Consider the following 18,770-nt stretch of genomic DNA (forward strand, 5'->3'; position numbering starts at 1 on the left):
AGGCGGACCTCGTAGGAGACCCCGTCGGCGGTGGCCGCGAGGTGCAGGCGCACGCGGACGGGCTCGTCCTCGACGAGCACGGGGCGTGCCCACAGCACGTTGGCGATGCCGGTGGCGCGGCCGTGGCCGGCCTCTTCGGCCGCGGCCAGAGCGAATTCCAGGGCGGCCACGGCGGGCAGGACCCGGGTCCTGCCCAGCGCGTGGTCGCGCAGGTAGAACTCCTCGCCGGTCAGCAGCCGTTCACCGGGCGCGTCTGCCAGGGCGGCGGGCGGTTTGATCCAGTAGCGGCGGGTCTGCCGGGGAGGCTGTGGCAGGGACAGCCGGGCCGGGCGGTCGCCGGAGGGCTCGGGCAGGACCACGTCCCGGCCGGTGACCCACAGGCGGGCTGCCTCGGCCGGGTCGTCGGTGGCCGCGGGCCCTGCGCCGCCGCCGGAGGCGGCGGGGGCTTCGGCGGCCGCGGTGCCGGTCACGACGCCTTCGCCGTCGCGCAGGCGCGCGGCCAGTTCGGCGACGCTCCCGACGAGCAGGGCGGCGCGCTCGCGCAGCGGTTCCCGGCCGACGCGCAGGGTGTGCGCGACAGCGTCCAGGGAGGCCGACGGGTGCTCGTCCAGCCAGGTGCACAGCTCGGCCCGGTAGCGGTCGAGTTCTTCGGGGCCGTCGGCGGACAGGAGGACCAGCCGGACGGTCCTGTCCTCGGTGGTGCCGCTCATCAACGCTGTCCCGCCTCTTCGACTACCACGTGCACGTTGCTGCCTCCCATGCCGAACGAGCTGACACCGGCCCGGACCGGCGTCCCCTCGCGTGTTTCCCATGTCTGTGCTGCGGCCTGGATCCGGAAAGGACTGCCGTCGAGGTCGAGCATCGGGTTCGGCGTCCGCAGGTCCACCAGGCCGGGGAGCGTGCGGTGACGCATCGCCAGCAGGACCTTCACGACGCCGGCGACGCCCGCCGCGGCCTCCAGGTGTCCGATGTTCGTCTTGACCGAACCGACGCCGGTGCGTCCCGGAACCACCGGGATCCCCCACTCGGCGTACAGGCGGCCGAACGCCTCCTTGAGGGCGTCGATCTCGATGGGGTCGCCGATCGGGGTCCCCGTGCCGTGCGCCTCGATGTAGCCGATCGTGTCGGGTGCGACCCGGGCCGACCGGTGTGCGGCGAGCACGACGTCGCGCTGCGCCTGCGGGTTGGGGACGGTGAGCGAGTGGGTGTGCCCGCCGTGGTTCTCCGCCGAGCCGATCAGGACGCCGTGCACCGGATCGCCGTCGGCCAGGGCCCGGTCGAGCAGTTTGAGGGCCAGGAGCACCACGCCCTCGCCCCTGCCGTAGCCGTCGGCGCGTTCGTCGAAGGTCTTGCAGCGGCCGTCGGGGCTGAGCATCCCGGCCCGCCGCAGGCCGGTGAACCCGTGCGGGGACAGCAGGAGGTTGGCGCCGCCGGCCAGGGCCATGTCGCAGTCCCCCTGCTGGAGCGCGCGGGCCGCGCGGTGCACGGCGACGAGCGAGCTGGAGCAGGCCGTGTCGAAGACGGCGCTGGGGCCGTGCAGATCGAACACGTAGGAGATGCGGTTGGCCGCGATGGAGGGGACGTTGCCGATCAGGAAGTGGTCGCCCATCTCAGGCGATCCCGGTCCCAGCAGGCTGAGGTAGTCCGTGCCGCTCAGTCCGACGAACACGCCGGTGCGGCTGCCCGCGAGCGCGCCGGGGACCTGCCCGGAGTCGAGCACGGCCTCGTGAGCGGCGTGCAGCAGCAGGCGCTGCTGCGGGTCCATCTGCGCCGCCTCCCTGGGGGAGATGCGGAAGAGGGCTGCGTCGAAGGCGTCGACGTCCTCGACGAAGGAGCCGCGCAGGCCCTGCGGGAACACCCGCGCGGAGAAGCCGCGTTCCATGGGGTACGGCCGGGTCAGGTCGCGTCCGGCGGCGAGGTGCTGCCAGAACGCCTCCAGGTCGGCGGCGGAGGGCAGGCGCCCGCCGATGCCCACGACGGCCACCGGCTCGTAGCCGCGCGGCGCCGCGGCCACCGGCTCGGACGGAGTCCGCGCGGCGGGCCGGAGGTCCGTCGCGGCGAACGCCCCGGGGTGGGCCGCCCCGAGGTGTGCGGCCAGCGAGGCGAGGTCCGGGTGGGCGTAGAAGACGGTCGGTCGCACCGTGACGCCGAAGCGCTCGCGCAGCGCCACCGCGAGACGTGTGAAGCCGATCGAGTCGAAGCCCACCTCGCCCAGCGGACGGTCGAGGGGAATCTCCTCGGCGGGCAGCCCGGCCACGGCCGCCGCGCTCCCGCGCAGCCGTTCGGCGAGGTCCCCGGTCCCGGCCGGCCGGGACCCCGGGCCCTCCTCCGCCCTCGGTGCGGCGGAGCGGTCCTCGTGTCCGAAGCGGCGTACGAGTTCCTCGACGGGCAGGCGCATCAGCGGGCCGGAGTCCACCTTGGCGTTGGGGGTCAGGGGCAGACGCGCCAGCGCGACGGTGCGGGAGGGGACCATGTACTCGGGCAGCACGTCCCGGATCCGCCCGGCCGCGGCCTCGGCGGCCTCCGGGGCGGCCTGGACGAAGGCCACCAGGCGCGGCTGCCCCGGCAGGTCCTCGCGTACGGCGACCCGGACGTCGCGGATGCCGTCCGCTCCGGCGCGCCGGAAGGCGGCCTCGATCTCGCCGAGTTCGACGCGGTGGCCGCGGAGCTTGACCTGGCGGTCGGCGCGCCCGAGCAGCACCATGTTCCCGTCCGCCGACCAGCGGGCCAGGTCGCCCGTGCGGTACAGCCTTTCCCCGGTCGCCGGATCGTGCACGAAGCGTTCGGCGGTCAGCTCGGGCTTGCCGCGGTAGCCGCGGGCGACACCGTCGCCGCCGATGAGCAGTTCGCCGACGGCGCCGAAAGGCACGTCGGCCCCGTCGGGGCCGGCGACGCGGAAGGCGGTGTTGGCGAGCGGGGTGCCCACGGTGACGGGTCCGCCCCGCCGGATCCGCTGGGCCGAGGACCAGATGGTGGTCTCGGTCGGCCCGTACATGTTCCACAGCTCGTCGCACCGGTCCAGCAGCCGGTCCGCGAGTTCGGCGGTGAGGGGCTCGCCGCCGCACAGGAGCCGGCGCACGTGTCCGGTCCAGCCGGCGTGCAGCAGCATCTCCCAGGTGGCGGGGGTGGCCTGGATGACCGTCGCACCGGCGTCGCCGATGAGGTCGGCCAGGGCGAACCCGTCGCGCACGACGTCCTCGGGCGCGATGTGGACGGTGGCGCCCCGGGTCAGGGGGAGCAGCAGCTCCAGACCCGAGATGTCGAACCCGGCGGTGGTCACCGCCAGGAGGGTGTCGTCCTCGCCGCAGCCGGGCCGCTCGGCGGCCGCGGCCAGCAGGTTCACGAGGTTGCCGTGGCAGACCTCGACGCCCTTGGGCTCGCCCGTGGATCCGGAGGTGTAGAGGACGTACGCGAGGTCGTCGTCACCGCGGGCGACGGGGGCGACGGTCTGGTCCTCGGCCCTGAGGTCCGCCAAGGGGACCCGGACGCCCGGTGCGTCCGCGGGGAGCCGGTCGGCCAGGGGCGGATCGACGATCACGGCGGCGGGCGCCGCGTCGGCGGTGATGTGGGCGAGCCGGGCCGGGGGGAAGTCCGGGTCGAGGGGGACGTAGGCGGCTCCCGTGCACTGGACGGCGAGCAGGGCCGCGATCAGCGCGGCCCGCCGGGCGACGAGGACGCCCACGATGTCGCCCGGGCGCACGCCCTGCTCGGTGAGGATCCGGGTGAGCGCGTGCACCTGCCCTGCGAGCTCCCCGTAGGTCAGCGGGCCCGTCGCGTCGACCACGGCGGTGCGCCCGGGGTCGCGCCGGGCGCGGGCGAGCACCAGGTCGGCGGCGGTGACGTCGCGCGGCCGTTCGGCGCGGGTGGCGTTGGACCGCTCGACGGTGCGGCGCTCGGCGGGGGTGGCGGGGGCGAGCTCTGCGAGGCGTACGGAGGGATCGGCCGTGACCGCGTCCAGCAGCAGCCGGTAGTGCTCGGCCAGTCGCTCGACGGTGGAGCGGTCAAAGCGGGCCGGGTCGTACTTGAGGTAGAGGAGCACGCCGGTGTCGCGCACAACCACCTCGGCGACCAGGTCGTTCTCACCCTCCTGGGTCAGGTCGAGCGCATCGCGGAAGACGGTCTGCCCGACCGCCATGTCCTGGTCGCCGCCGACTCCCTGCTGCATGTAGAAGCCGATGTCGAAGCCGGCCGCGGTACCGCTCGCGCGGCGGAGATCGTCGACGACGGAGGCGAAGGGGTACGCGCTGTGCTCCTCGGCCTCCGCCATCCGGGCTCCGACGGCGGCCGCGAGCTCGCCGAAGCTCTGGTCGGGGCCGCAGTCCACGCGCAGGACCACGGGATTGATCAGGTAGCCCACGGTACGGTCGAAGCGCTGGGCGGGCCGGCCGTCGGTCGGCACCATCACACTGAGGTCGCGGTGGCCCGTGTGGCGGTGCAGCAGGGCGAGGAAGGCGCCGAGCGCGACGCTGAAGGGCGTCACGCCGCCCGCGCGGGCGGTGTCCTTGACCGCCGTCCAGGTGGCGGGCGGCAGGCGCAGCTGCACCATCTCGCCGCGGGGGTGCGCGCCGGATCCGGTGCTCCGGCGGTCGGCGAGGGCGTCCAGGACGGGCGCCGTGGAGGCCCCGGCCAGCCGGTCGAGCCACCAGCTCCGGTGCTCCTGCGTCTCCGGGGCGGCGAGCATGGCCCGCTGCCACCGGACGAACTCGGCGTAGGAGGCTGCCGGTTCGACGGGCGGCAGCTCACGGCCCCGGTCGAGGGCCTCGTAGCAGGCGACGATGTCGCGCAGCAGCAGGTGGCTGGAGACCCCGTCGGTGATCAGGTGGTGGAAGACCAGGAGCAGCAGTGTGGCGCCGCCGGGGGCGGCGACCAGCCACATCCGGTACAGCGGGTCCTGCTCCAGGTCGAACGGGCGGCGCACCAGGTTGCGCACACGGGCGGCGAACTCCCCGTCGGTCACGTGGCGGAGGTCCAGGCGGGCGACCTCCGTGGTGCGGCCGACGACCTCCTGGACGGGTCCCGAGGCGTCCAGGCGTACGGAGATCCCCAGTTCGGGATGCCTGCGCACGGTCGCGGCCAGCGCCTCGACGAGCCGGTCCTCCTGTACGTCCGGACCGAGCCACAGGCCCAGCGGAAGGTTGTAGGAGACGGTCCGCGGCTCGTCGGCGTGCAGGGCCCACAGTGCGGCCTGCCCGCGGCTGAGCGGGTAGGGCCCGGTGGGCGCCTTCGGCGCGGCCGGGGCGGGTGCGGCGTCCGGAGCGGTCGCGTCGACCATGCCCCGCAGCAGCAGCTCGGCCACCTCGTCGGACAGCTTGCCGGAGGCGATCGCCGCCAGCAGTTCTCGCAGGTCGGTACTCATCGGCCCGCCCCTCCCTTCAGTGCGGCCAGCGCGTCGTCCACGCGGATGGTTCCGTCGCGCAGGCCGGCCAGCACGGCGGCGACCCGGTCCACCGGGGCGACGGCAGCCGGCACGGGCTCCTGGTCGTGTACCCGGTCCTGCGCCTGCGCCTGGACCGGCGCCTGCGTCTGCGTCTGCGTCTGCGTACGGGGTACGGGCAGGGGTCCGTACGCCTCGAACACGGCCCGGGCCACGGCCCGTACCGTCTGGGCCACGCCGAACATCCGGGTCGGCACCTCCACCTGGTAGTCCGCGCCGAGTCTGCGGCTCAGTCGCCTCAGGCCCAGCGAGTCCACTCCCACGTCCGACAACGCCTGGTCCAGGGGCAGGCGTTCGGGCCGCATGCCCAGATGGGCCGCGAGGAGCCCGCGGACGTGCGCACGGACGGCGGCCTCGGCGCCCTCGGCCCCGTCTCCGGCCGGCGCTCCTGCCCCGTCCGCGGCAGTAGGCGCCCGATCGGGGACGGCGGTCTCCACGGCGGTGGGTGTGCGCGGCCCGGCCGGGGCGGGAGCGGCATCGGCCTCCGCCTCGGCCCCGGTGGCGGCGACCAGTCCCGCCTCGGCCGCCTGGACGGCGTCGAAGCGGGGGCCGGGCGTGAGCCAGTAGCTCTCCCGGGCGAAGGGATAGGTCGGTGCGGGCACCCTTCGGGGTGCCGTCCCCGGCCACAGCTCGGCCCAGTCGATCGGCGCGCCTGCCACCCACAGCCGGGCGACCTTGTCCAACCGGCCCGCTTCCAGCACGGCCCGCAGGTATCGGCCGCCCTCGGGGCCGTCCAGCAGCAGGGCGGTGGTGGCGTCCTTGCCGTTCCCCGCGAAGACGCCCGGGACGGCCTCGCCGGACCGCCACGCCTCCAGGGCGGTTGCCAGCGCGCGTGGCGTGTCCGCGACGACCGCCAGCCGCTCGCCGAAGGCTTCGCGGCCGGTGCTCAGGGTGTGGGCCAGAGCGGCCGGGTCCACGTCCTCGTGGTCCGCGGCCCAGCGGGCCAGACGCGCGGCGTAGTCGCGCAGCGCCTCCGGCGTCTTCGCCGACAGGACGAACAGCCTCTCCCCCGCCGCCGTCCGGACCGGCGTCTCCAGGTACTCCTCCACCACCACGTGCGCGTTGACCCCGCCGAGGCCGAAGGAGCTCACCCCCGCCCTCAGCGGCACCTCGGCCCCGTCGGCCGTGCGGACCCGGTTCCAGGGCTCGTTCCCCGACGGCAGGCGCAGCGGGCCGCCCTCCAGGCGCAGGTGCGGGTTGGGCTTCTCCAGGTGGAGATTGCCGGGGATCCACCTGTGGCGCATCGCGAGCAGTGCCTTGATCAGCCCCGTGACGCCGGCGGCCGCCTCCAGGTGGCCGGTGTTGGTCTTCACCGCGCCCAGCACCACGTGCGGCTCGCCGGGGGCTGCGCCGTGGTCGGCGTACAGCTGCGCGAAGGCCGACGTGAGGCCCTCGACCTCGACGGGGTCGCCGAGCTCGGTGCCGGTGCCGTGGGTCTCGACGTAGCCGACGGTCCGCGGGTCCACACCGGCGCGCCGGTGCGCCGCAACGATGCAGGCGGCCTGCGCGTCCGGGTTCGGGGCGGTCAGCGAGTTGGTGCGGCCGCCGTGGTTGACGGCGCTGCCCCGCAGGACGGCGTGGATGACGTTGCCGTCGGCGACCGCCGCGTCGAGCCGCTTGAGCACCACGACGCCCGCGCCCTCGCCGCGGACGATTCCGTCGGCGCGTGCGTCGAACGTACGGCAGCGGCCGCCCGGGCTCAGCATGTCGGCCTGGCTCATGTCCACGAACAGCGTGGGCGAGGCGATGACGTTCACTCCGCCCGCCAGTGCGACCTCGCAGTCGCCGCTGCGGATCGCCTGGGCCGCCCTGTGGACGGCGACGAGCGACGACGAGCAGGCGGTGTCGATGGTTTCGCTGGGGCCGTGCAGGTCCAACAGGTACGAGACCCGGTTGGACATGATCGCGTGGGCCCTGCCGACGGTGCTGTAGCCGTCGAGCGGTACGCCGAGGGCGTGTTGGAGCTCGAAGTAGTCGTAGGTGCTGCTGCCGATGAAGACGCCTGCGTCGGTGCCGGCGAGCGCGGAGGGCCGGATGCCGGCATCCTCCAGCGCGCTCCACGAGGCCTCCAGCACGAGCCGGTGCTGCGGATCCATCGCGACGGCCTCGTGGGGGGAGATGCCGAAGAACTGCGGGTCGAACAGGTCGACCCGGGGCATGAAACCGCCCCACTTCGCCGTCGTCCGGAACTCGCCGGGCGTGGGCTCCCCGAACAGGCGGCGCCAGTCCCAGCGGTCGGCGGGGATCTCGTCGACGAGGTCGTCGCCCGCCTTCAGGTGCTCCCAGAACGCGTCCAGGCCGTCCGATCCGGGGAACATGCCGGCCATCCCGACGACGGCAACGGCGACGGTCTCGCCGGTGCCGGGCGCTGGTGCGGCGGCGTGGACGGAGGCGCCCGTGGCGGCGCCGGCGGCCGGGTGTCGCGGGCCGGCCGGTTCCGCGGCGCGGCCGGGTTCCGGACCGCGGGCGGGTTCGGGGGCACGGGCGGGTTCGGGGGCACGGGCCGGCGTGGCCTCCGGTTGCTCGGGGGATGCCGGGGACGGGCCGGACGCCGGGGCACCGGGCGTCGCCTCCCCGCTCATCTGTGCCTCCAGAGCAGCTCCGTGGTTGCGGAGGATCTTGTCGATCAGGTCGTCGGCGGTGGCCACGCCGAAGAACGCGGCCGGGGTCAGGTCGAGGTCCCAGCGGGCGTTCATCCGGGAGCTCAGCCGCGTGTACGTGATCGAGTCGAAGCCGAACCTGCTGAGCAGGTCGTCCGGTGCCATTTCCCCGGGCCGGACACCGGCCACCTCGCGGAGGACGGCGAGCATCTCGTCGGCCGCGGCGGCGCGCCAGGCGCCCCCGGTCCCCGCCCCGGCCCCGGCCTGCCGCCGTGCGTCGGCGCCGGAGGCCGGGACACCGATCCGGCCGAGGAACTCGTCCGTGCCCGAGACCACTGCCACCTGAACCTCCTGTCGGCCGAGCACCCGGCTCAGCGCTTCGAATCCCGCCTCCGGCGGGAGCGGGTGGACCCCGGCCGCGGCCAGCCGGCCCCGGTGGCGCTCGGTGAGGGCCGAGCCCGACCAGGCCCCCCAGTTCACGACGCGGACGGGGTAGGGGAGCCGCGCGGCGAGCGCCCGGCCGATGGCGTCCTGGGCGGTGCACCCGGCTGCGTAGGCCGCCTGGCCGGGGTTGCCGAGGAAGGACTGCACCGAGGAGAACAGCGCCAGGAAGTCCGGCCGGCGGTCTCCCAGCGCCTCGGCGAGCGCCTCCGTGGTGCGGCTCTTGGCGGCCATGCCCCGCAGGAACGATTCCTCGTCCATGGCCGCCAGCGAACGGTCGCTCGGCACGGTCACCGAATGCAGGACCCCGTGGACGTCGCCCACCTGGTCGAGCACGGCGCGCAGCTCGCCCGGCTGCGCGGCGTCCGCCCGGTGGACCTCCACGCGGGTGCCCGAGGGGTCGAGGGCCTTGATCCGGGCCGCCCGGTCCTCGTCCGGGGCGGAGCGCCCGACGAGCACGACGCGGGCACCGTGCCGCCGTACGAGCTGCTCGGCGATGTCGAGACCGACGGCGCCGGTCCCCCCGACGATCACGTACGTACCGCCCTCGCGCAGGACGGGACGGGACCCGGCCGTGTCGTCGACGGGCTCCAGCACCTCCCGGTACCAGCGTCCGGCGCGCAGCGCGTAGTCGCCGGGGGCGGGGGCGCGGACCGCCGCCGGGTCCCCCGGACCGATGTCGACGGTGGCCACCCGCCAGCGCTCGCACTCGCTGCGGACCGACCGGGCGAGGCCCAGTGCGGCGGCCGAGGCCGGGTCGTCCGCGGAGCGGGTCACGACCGTCAGGGCGAGTTCGCCGCCCGATCCGGGGCGCGTCACCAGGTGGTTGACGATCCGGAAGAGGTCGAGGACGCCGCGCTCGCCCTCGATCACGGCGTGGACCGCGGCCGGGGCCGGCAGCGACTCCAGCGGTGCCGCGCCGATCCGGTGGACGTCGTCCCCCGGCAGGTCGGCTGCTCCGAGCAGCCAGACCGGGCCGGTGACCGGTCCGCGCAGGGCCGTGTCGGCGACCGGCTGCCGGCGCGGAACGTACACGCCGGGCCCGGACGGGACCGCCGGCACCGCGTCCGTGCCCGCCGGGGCCGGGGCTGCGGCCGGGACCGGGGCCTGTGCCGACGGGGCGGCAGCGGGGGCGACCCAGCACCGGCGGCGTTCGAAGGGATAGGTGGGCAGCGGGATCGCCACTCCGCCCGCCGGCCAGTCCACGGCGTCCCCGGACACCCAGCGGTCGGCGTCCGTCCCCCCGGAGGGCCGGGCCAGCGCCGGGTGGTCCTTGCCGTCGGCGGCGGCCCGGAGGGCGGCGACGAGCGTGGGCCGGTCGGCGGCCGTGACCGCGAGCCGCTCGGCCATGGCGTCGCGGCCGTGCTGGAGGGTGTGGGCCACGTCGGCCAGTTCCGGTGTCCGGTCGGCCCGTTCGACGGCTCCGCGCAGTGCCGCCGCGTACCGGCGGAGGGCCTGCGGGGTGCGGGCGGACAGCGGGAACACCCATGGGCCGTCCGTCCGCCGCACCTCGGGCGCGGCTTCCGCCTCCTCCAGGACGACGTGGGCGTTGACGCCTCCGTAGCCGAAGGAGCTGACGCCCGCGCGGCGCGGCCCGGCGGCCGGCCGCGGCCAGGCCCGCGCCGAACGGAGCAGCTCGAAGGGGCTGCCGTCGAGCCGCAGGTGCGGGTTGTGCTCCCGCAGTCCGGCAAGCGGCGGCTGCACGCCGTGCTCCATCGCGAGGAGCACCTTGATCACTCCGGCGGCGCCGGCGGCGGACTCCAGGTGTCCGATGTTGGCCTTGACCGCTCCCAGGGCGCAGTACGGTGCGGCGGGCGGAGGTGTCCCCGGGCGGATCGGCAGTGCGTCGAAGGCCAGTCGCAGGCCGTTGACCTCCACCGGGTCGCCGAGCTGCGTGCCGGTGCCGTGCGCCTCCAGGTAGCCCAGGGTGGCCGGGTCGGTCCCGGCGCGCTCGTGGGCCCGTACGATCATCGCCGCCTGAGCGGCCGGGTTGGGGGCGGTCAGGGACCGGGCCCGGCCCCCGTGGTTGACGGCGCTGCCGCGCAGCCAGGCGCGGACCGTGCGGCCCCGGGCCGCCTCGGCGCGGGCGAGCACCACGAACCCGTAGCCCTCGCCGCGCACGAACCCGTCCGCGCGGGAGTCGAAGGTCCTGCACCGCCCGGTCGGGCTCAGCATGCCCGTGCTGCTGAGGAGGACGTGGTTGTGCGGGGACAGCACGAGGTTGATCCCGCCGGCCACGGCGATGTCGCACTCGCCTGAGCGGATGGACTCGGCGGCCCGGTGGATGGCGACCAGGGAGCTGGAGCAGCCGGTGTTCACCGGTTCGCTCGGGCCGTGCAGGTCGAGGTGGTAGGAGACCCGGTTGACGAGGATGGAGTGCGCGGTGGCGGTGGCGGCGTGCGCGTCGACGGGCAGGCCGCAGGCCCTGCGGATCTCGTCGTAGTCGCTCGACCCCGCGCCGACGAACAGTCCGACGTCGCGTCCGGCGAGGCTGCCCGGTGCCAGACCGGCGTCCTCCAGCGCCGTCCAGACCCCTTCCAGCACCAGCCGCTGCTGGGGGTCCATGCCCTCGGCCTCGTGCGGGGAGATGCCGAAGAAGAGGGGGTCGAAGCGGTCGACGTCGTGGATGAAGCCGCCGCGGGCGGCGTGCACCCCTTCCGGGAGGGCACGGGGGTCCCAGCGGTCGGCGGGAACGGCGGTGACGAGGTCGTCCCCTGCCACCAGGTGCTCCCAGAAGGCGTCGAGGTCGGCGCTGCCGGGCATCCGCCCGCTCATTCCGACGACGGCGATCGCCTCGGGGCCGGCGGGGCGCGCCCCCGGGGGCTCGGCGGCCCGGTCCTCCGGGGCCGGCGCGGCGGGCGGTGCCGGGACGGCCGGCGTCGCGGCGGGGGGCGTCGCGGCGGGGTGTGCCGCGCGGTGGTCTCGCGCGAGCCGGTCGGCGAGCGCCCTCAGGGTGGGGGTCTCGTAGAACAGCGCCGGGGTCACGTCCAGGCCGAAGGCCTCGCCGAGCCGGCTGGCGAGGAGGTTGTAGCTGACCGAGTCGAAGCCGTAGTCGCCGATCTGCCGGTCGAGGTCGAGTTCGCCGACGGGGATGCCCGAGGCGTCCGACGCCAGGGCGAGCAGCGTGTCCGTGAATGCGGTCGTTGCGGCCCCGGTGGCCGGCGCGGCTGCGTCGGCCTGCGCGGTCCCCGCCGTACGTGCGGCGGGCACGGGGGCGCCGGCCGCTGCCCGCGCCGCCAGGATGTGCTGGAAGTTGTGCGTGGTCCAAGCCGGGTCCGGCGAGGCCGCCACCGTCTCGTACCCGGCTTCGCGGAGCACACCGGTCCAGCCGGGAACGTCCAGGAGCGGCGAGCCGGGCAGGCGCAGGCCGGTGTCGCCGTGGGCCCACCAGCCGTCGAACAGCCCGTAGGTGAGCGTGCCGGACAGGGTGACCGTCGTCAGCTCGTTGAGGAGCAGCTCGCCGCCGGTGCGCAGGACCCTGCGCAGGTGGCGCAGGGCACGGCCGACGTCCGAGGTGGCGTGCAGGACGTTCGCGCCGACCACGAAGTCGAAGCCGCCCTCGTCGAAGCCCTGGCCGACGGGGTCGGTGTCGAGGTCGAGGCGCTTGAACCGTACGAAGGGGTACGGCGTGCCGAACTCCTGCCGGCCGTGGGCGAGGAAGGTCACCGACAGGTCGGTGTACCAGTACTCGATCCGGCTGCCGTACGGCGCGAGGGCGCGCAGGAGTCCGGCGGAGGTGCCGCCGGTGCCCGAACCCACCTCCAGGATGCGGACGGCCGCGCCGGCGGGCAGGACGCTGAGGCGTTCCTCGACATCGGCGACGAGGCGGCCGGTGAGCAGGTCGTTGTAGAGGTCGCTGATGGGGTTGCCGCGGTAGACGCGTTCCATGAGCGAGGTGCCGGAGGACGGGAAGAGCAGGTCGGTGGCGAGGAGTTCGCCCCGCAGCAGTTCCGGATAGTGCTCCAGGCACAGGGCCAGGAGCCGTACGAAGACCGCGGACTCGGGGTGCGCGGCTGCGAGGTCGGCGAGCTGTCCGAGGTGGCCGCCGAGGCGGGCGGCGGCCAGGGCGTCCGCCGCAGGGCGCAGGCGTCCGGCGTGCGGCATGAGCAGGTTGTCGTCCACGAGCGCGTCGAGCAGGGTGCGCAGCAGGCGCTCGTACCGGGGGGTGACACCCACCCGGCGCAGGACCTCGTCCGCGTCGGGATCGGGTCCGTTCCATGCACCAAGGCCGTCCAGCAGGGCGAGCAGGGCCCCGCCCGCGATGCGGGTCATCTGCCGGTCGAGCGCGTGGAAGTCCTCCACGACGCGCAGGTCGGCGGCGTTGGGCCGACCGCTGGGGGGCGTCACGTCGGTGCTCTCCGTTTCCCTGTCCGCTGCCATGCGCGCGCGCAGGGCGTCCGTACCGGGCACGACGACGCTCTGGGGCGCCGCCCCCCGGAGCGTCTCGACGAGCGCGGCGAAGCCCGCCCGGGGGGTGATGGACCGGAATCCGGCCGCGGTCAGGCGTTCCCGGTGGGTGTCGTCGGCGACGGCCCCGACGGTGCCCCAGAAGCCCCAGTCGACGGCGCGCACCGGGTAGGGCAGGCGGGCGTCGAGCGCGTGGGCGTAGGCGTCGAGGAAGGTCGAGCCGGCGGCGTAGTTGGCGAGGCCGGGGTCGCCGAGGAAGGACTGGGCGGAGGAGAAGAACACGAGGAAGTCCGGGTTCCGTCCGCGCAGGGCGTCGACGAGGGCCGCGGCGACGCCGGACTTGGCCGCGAGGCTGTGGGCGAGGTCGCTGTCCGTGAGGTCGCGTACCAGCCGGTCGCGCCGTACCAGTGCCGCGTGGATGATGCCGTGCACCGGGCCGGCGCCGTCGAGGACGGCAGCCAGTCGGCCGGGGTCGGTGGCGTCGGCGCGGGCGTAGCGGATCCGGTCGCCGAGGTCGGCGCCGTCGAACCGGCTGCGGCCGACGAGCACCACGTGGGCGTCCCAGTCCTCGGCGAGGCGGCGGGCGATGGCCAGGCCGATGCCCCGGGCGCCTCCGACGATCACGTAGGTGCCGCCGCGGCGCAGCGGGACGGGTCCGTCGGCGTCGGGGGCGGGCCGCAGGATCTGGACGTGGCGGACGGTTCCGGTGTACGCGACGCGGGTTCCGCGGGGTCCGGGCGCCAGGAGGGCGGCGGAGGGGTGGGCGGGGTCGAGGTCGACGCAGGCGACGGACCAGCCGCGGTGCTCGTTCTCCATGACCCGGGCGAAGCCGGTGACGGCGGCGCCGTAGGGGTCGGTGACGGTGCGGCCGGGCGGGGCAGCGGCCCCGGTGGTGACGACCACCCAGTCGAGGGTGTGCGCGCGGGACCAGGCCCTGGCGTACGGGGCGAGGGCCTTGACTCCCGCGTCCTCGGCGCGCGCGACGCGTTCGGCCTCGTTCAGGGAGGTGTCGGCGGGTTCGGTGGGCCCGGTCAGGATGTAGACCAGTCGGGGTGTCACCCGGATCGGGGTGCCGAGTTCGGCGAGGACCGCGCCCGGGTGGCGGGCGGCCAGCTCGCGGGCGAGGCCCGCACGGGCGGGCGCGTGGAGCACCACGACGGGGCCGTCCGGAACCGGCGGCGCGGCGGGTGCCGGAACGGCTTCCCAGGCGGGCACGTCCAGCGGGAGCGGCTCTGCGTCGGGCTTCGGGGCGGTCCCGGGGGATGCGGGGCCGGCCGACTGCGGGGCCGGTACGTCGACCCAGCACCGCACGCGGGCGAACGGGTACTGCGGCAGCTCCGCCTTGCGCGGCTGCCGACCCCGGTGCAGGGCCCGCCAGTCGGGCGCGCCGCCCGCCGCCCAGCTGCGCGCCCACGCGGACGGGTCGGCCGGGAGCGCGTCCGCCGCGAGCGGGCCGGGAGCGGTGTGCTGCCCGGTGACGGTGCCGCGGTGGAGACCCGGTGCCGGCGAGCCGGCGAGGAAGGCCCGGAGGGCGGTGCGGAATCCGGCCGTGTCGGACGCGACCACGGCGAGCCGCTCCTCCAGGGCTTCCCGGCCGATCTGCGTCGTGTACGCGATGTCGGCCAGCGGGGCTCCCCCTGCGGCGCCCGCCGAGACGGCCTCGGCGAGAGAGGCGAGGGTGGAACGTGCGTCCACGTGAGGGGCCCGTCCGGGGAACCGGTCGGCGAGGACGCGCGAGAGCCGGCGCAGGTCGGCGACGTCCAGGCCGAGTTCGTCCAGCTCGGCCTCCGGGTCGGCGCCGGTGAGGGCGGCCGCTTCGGCCACGGCGGCCAGTGCGTCGAGCGGGTCTCCCGCCGTCGCCTCCGCGTACCGCTCGGCGAGCTCGCGCAGCGCCTGCGGGGTGCGGGCGGAGAGCAGCACCACCTGCGGTCCGGCGGTGGAGGGGTCGTCGGCGGGCGGTGCCGGCTGCGGGAACTCCTCGACGACGACATGGGCGTTGGAACCGCCGGCGCCGAACGCGCTGATGCCGGCGCGGCGCGGCCCGCCCGCGGCCGGGACGGGCCACGGCGCGCTCTCGCGCTGGACGCGCAGGCCTGTGGCGGCCCAGTCGACGGACGGGTTGGCCGGATCGGCGTGCAGGGAGGGGACCAGGGTGCGGTGGCGCAGCTGGAGGAGGACCTTGGTCAGTCCGGCGATGCCCGCGGCCGACTCCAGGTGTCCGATGCCCGACTTCACGGAGCCGATCCGGGGCCGCGCGCCGCCGCCGCCGTAGGCCTGGGAGAGGGCCGTGATCTCGATGGGGTCTCCGAGGGAGGTGCCCGTGCCGTGCGCCTCGACGTAGCCGACGGAGGCGGGATCCACGCCCGCCCGGGCCAGGGCGCGGCGCACCACGTCGGCCTGGGCCGCGGGGTTGGGGACGAAGAACCCGCCGGCGCGCCCGCCGTGGTTGACGGCGCTGCCCTTGATCACCGCGAGGACGCGGTCGCCGTCCTCCAGGGCGCGGGCGAGCGGCTTCAGCACGACGGCCCCGACGCCCTCGCCGGGTACGTAACCGTCGCCGCCGGCGCCGAAGGCGCGGCACCGGCCGTCGGAGGACACGAAGCCGACCTGGCTCAGGTGCAGGTACTTGTACGGGTGGACGATCAGGTTCACCCCGCCCGCCAGCGCGAGCTCGCTCTCCCCGGACCGCAGGCTCTCGCAGGCCAGGTGCAGCGCGGTGAGGGAGGAGGAGCACATGGTGTCCAGGGCCAGGCTGGGGCCGCGCAGGTCGAGGAAGGCGGATACGCGGTTGGCCACGGCGGAGGAGAAAGACGTCGGCAGGACGGGAAGCCGGTCCTCGGCGCCGAGCCCGAGCATCTGGTACTGGTTGAACATCACTCCGGCGAAGACGCCGACCATGCGGCCGGCCACGTCGGCGCGGGTGAGGCCGGCGGACTCCAGGGCGTGCCAGGAGGTCTGGAGGAACAGGCGCTCCTGCGGGTCCATCCCCGCGGCCTCGCGGGGGGTGATCCGGAAGAAGCCGGGGTCGAACTCGTCGATGCCTTCCAGGAATCCGCCCCACTTGCTGTAGGAGTGGCCGTCGGAGCGGTCGGGCCGGTAGAAGCCCTCCGGGGCCCAGCGGTCGGCAGGGATCTCGGTGACGCAGTCCCGGCCGGCGGCGAGGTTGCTCCAGAACCGGTCGAGGTCCTCGGCCATGGGGTAGCGGCCGGCGACGCCGATCACGGCGATGTCCGGGTCGCCGGCCTCCGGCGCGCCGCCGGTCCGGGCGGGCCGCGGGGCGGCGGCGTCGGCGGGTACGGCGTCGGGCCGGGGGGCACCGGCGGGCGTGGCGTCCGGCGGGGCGGCGGCGGGGGCGAGGCCGAGAGCCCCGCGGGCCCGCTCCGGGTCGCCGTGGAGCACGACCAGCTCCGTACCCGCCAGGCCGAGGGCCCGCTCGAACACGTCCAGCCCGGCCGCGGTCGGCAGCGGGACCTGGCCCTGCCGGGCGAACAGGGCTTCGGCGGCGGCGTCCGTGCGCATGCCGCCCTCGGCCCACAGCGGCCAGGCGAAGGAGAGCAGTCCGCGGTCGCGGGCGTAGGCGTCGAGGAACGCGTTGGCGGCCGCGTAGTCGCTCTGCCCCGCGTTGCCCGCGACGCCTGTCACCGAGGAGAACAGGGCGAAGAAGTCGAGGTCCAGGTGGCGGGTGGCCTCGTCCAGCAGCACGGCGCCGCGCACCTTCGGCGCGAGGACCGCGTCGAGGTCCGCGGCGGGCTTCGCGGGGAACAGCCCGTCGCGCAGGACGCCGGCCGCGTGCACGACGCCGTCCAGGCGGCCGTACCGTTCGAGGATGCCGCTGATCAGGGCGTCGACCTCGGCGGGCACCGTGATGTCGGCCGGGATGTAGGAGCCGTCGGACTCCGGGCGGGGCGAGCGCCCCGTGAGGACGGGCACGGCCCCCCGCGCGGTCAGCCGGGCGGCGAGTTGCCGGCCGATGCCGCCCGCACCTCCGGTGATCAGGTAGACGCCGCCGGGCCGGACGGGGGCCGCCGGGCCGAGGTCGGCGTCGCGGTAGCGGCGGACGTGGCGGCCGTCGGGGGCGTGCCGTACCCAGGACTCCCCGTGGCCGGCGAACTCCGCGAGCAGGGCGTCCGCGTCGGCGGGGCCGTCGGACTCGACGGCGGTGATCGCGAGGCTGGGCTGCTCCAGGCGCACCGTGCGGGCCAGTCCGGCGACGGCGGCGGCCACGGGGCCCGGCCCCACGTGCACGACGGGGACCGGGCGGTCGGCGAGGACCTGGGCCAGGGCGAGCACCTCTGCGCAGGCGGACTGGACGGCCCCGGAGAGGCCGGTGGCGTCCCGGTCGGCGGCGTGCAGGACGCCTTCCCACGCCGCGCCCTGCCCGGCGAGGTCGGCGAGGAGCAGCCTGAGGTCCCCGGTCTCGGCGGGGCGCAGCTCGTAGGAGCGGGGGCCGGTCCGGCGGAAGGCGGGGCCGCGCCGGACGGTGATCTGGTCGGCCCGCACCGGCTGGTCGCCGATGACCAGCAGGGGTCCGGCGGCCGGCGCGGGAGGACGCGGCGCCGCCTGCCACAGGCCGGTCAGGCAGTGGGTCCGCGCGGGGGTGTCCGCCGCGGCTGCGGGGGAGGCCGGGCGTGCGGCCCGCTCGGCGGGCAGCAGTCCGGCGAGGTGGGCGGTGACCGCGTCGACGGTCGGGTATTCGAACAGCAGGGTCGGGTAGAGCGCGATGTCCCAGTGCTCTTCGAACAGCCGCACCAGGGTGAGCAGGTGGGAGGAGTCCAGGCCGAGGTCGTAGAAGCCCCGGTCTCCCTCGACCGCCAGGGCGGGGTCGCCGGCGGCCCGGCGGACCAGCTCGACCACCTCGGCCCGGAGGTCCGCCGGTGCGGCGTCCGCGGGGGCCGGCTCCGCAGAGCTTTCGGGCCGGACGGGGACGGCGGCCGGGGCGATGGCGGCTGCCTGCATGGGGACGGCTGCCTGCGCGTGGACGGCTCCGGCCGCAGCCTGCGGGGCCGGCTCGGGCCACTCGGCGGCAAGCCGGGTGATCGCGGCGGCGGAGCGGACCCGCTTGAAGGTCAGGTCCGTGAACCGGGCGGCCAACGCGCCCGAGGCGTCGTGCAGTTCGATGTCGGCCTTCACCACGTCGTCCCCGGCGCCTGCTCCGGCCGGGTGCATGCGCAGGTCGACGGTGCAGGCGTCCCCGAGGGCGCGTGCGGCGCGGAAGGAGCCGATGTGCAGGGGGATGAGGGGACGCCCGTCCCCGTTCGGCCCGTCGAAGGCGAGCGCGTACGCCTGCATGGTCGAGCCGTCGAGCAGGGCGGGGTGCAGCAGGAAGTCCCCCGCCGTGCTCCGCGCCTCGTCTCCCAGCGCGATCTCGGCGCGGACCCGGTCCGCCGTGGCGCGCAGGGTTCCGGTACAGCGCATGAACGCCCGGTGCTCGATGCCGGCCGACCGGCCGGTGGCATAGACCGTGTCGACGTCACGCGGCGCCCCGTCGGACGGCTGGGGTTCGGCGGCCCCGGTGAGCGGGGGCAGGTCGGTGCGCAGGGTGGCGCGCAGGTGGGTGGTCGCGCTGTCGTCGACCGGCTGTCCGTCGCGCAGCCGGCGGCTGGTCGCCGTCACCCGGAGGACGGCGCCGTCGGGTGTGGCCTCGACGGTCAGCTCACGGTCGAACGAGTCCGCGGTGACCACCGGCTCGACGAACAGCACGTCGCTCAGCTCGGCGCGGTCCAGGGGGATGTCCCGGGCGGCGAGCATCCGGTGGACGATGTCGAGGAAGGTGACGCCCGGCAGGGTTCGCACCCCGTGGACCCGGTGGTCGTCGACGATCGGGTTGTCCCGCTTCAGGTGCAGGGCACAGCGAACGGACCTACGGTCCACGTGTTCTCTCCTGGTGG

3 protein-coding genes (1 of these 3 only partly in view) are annotated in these 18,770 nt (G+C 75.8%); all 3 read right to left on the minus strand.

Annotated elements, in window-relative coordinates; translation table 11 throughout:
• Tightly spaced (each overlapping or abutting the next), the 3 genes in view from MUK52_RS31185 to MUK52_RS31195 form a layout consistent with a single transcriptional unit that may run on beyond the window.
• Window positions 1-710, minus strand: partial view of an SDR family NAD(P)-dependent oxidoreductase gene (locus MUK52_RS31185; RefSeq protein ID WP_284581825.1) — the beginning only. The gene continues 18,802 nt to the left of window position 1, outside the view; 710 of the gene's 19,512 nt are visible here — the first part of the coding sequence; it begins with the start codon at window positions 708-710; its stop codon lies off the left edge, out of view.
• Window positions 710-5,356: a non-ribosomal peptide synthetase gene (locus MUK52_RS31190; RefSeq protein WP_284581826.1), complete on the minus strand. Its 4,647-nt coding sequence runs from the start codon at window positions 5,354-5,356 to the stop codon at window positions 710-712. Before MUK52_RS31190 ends, MUK52_RS31185 begins: the two co-directional genes overlap by 1 nt.
• The gene (locus MUK52_RS31195) at window positions 5,353-18,753 is read right to left on the minus strand and encodes an SDR family NAD(P)-dependent oxidoreductase (protein WP_284581827.1); all 13,401 of its coding nucleotides are present in this window, start codon (window positions 18,751-18,753) and stop codon (window positions 5,353-5,355) included. Before MUK52_RS31195 ends, MUK52_RS31190 begins: the two co-directional genes overlap by 4 nt.
• Between the last annotated feature and the right edge of the window lie 17 nt (window positions 18,754-18,770).

The sequence above is a fragment of the Streptomyces sp. 2P-4 genome, from assembly GCF_030167965.1.
In the GTDB taxonomy this organism is placed as follows: domain Bacteria; phylum Actinomycetota; class Actinomycetes; order Streptomycetales; family Streptomycetaceae; genus Streptomyces; species Streptomyces globosus_A.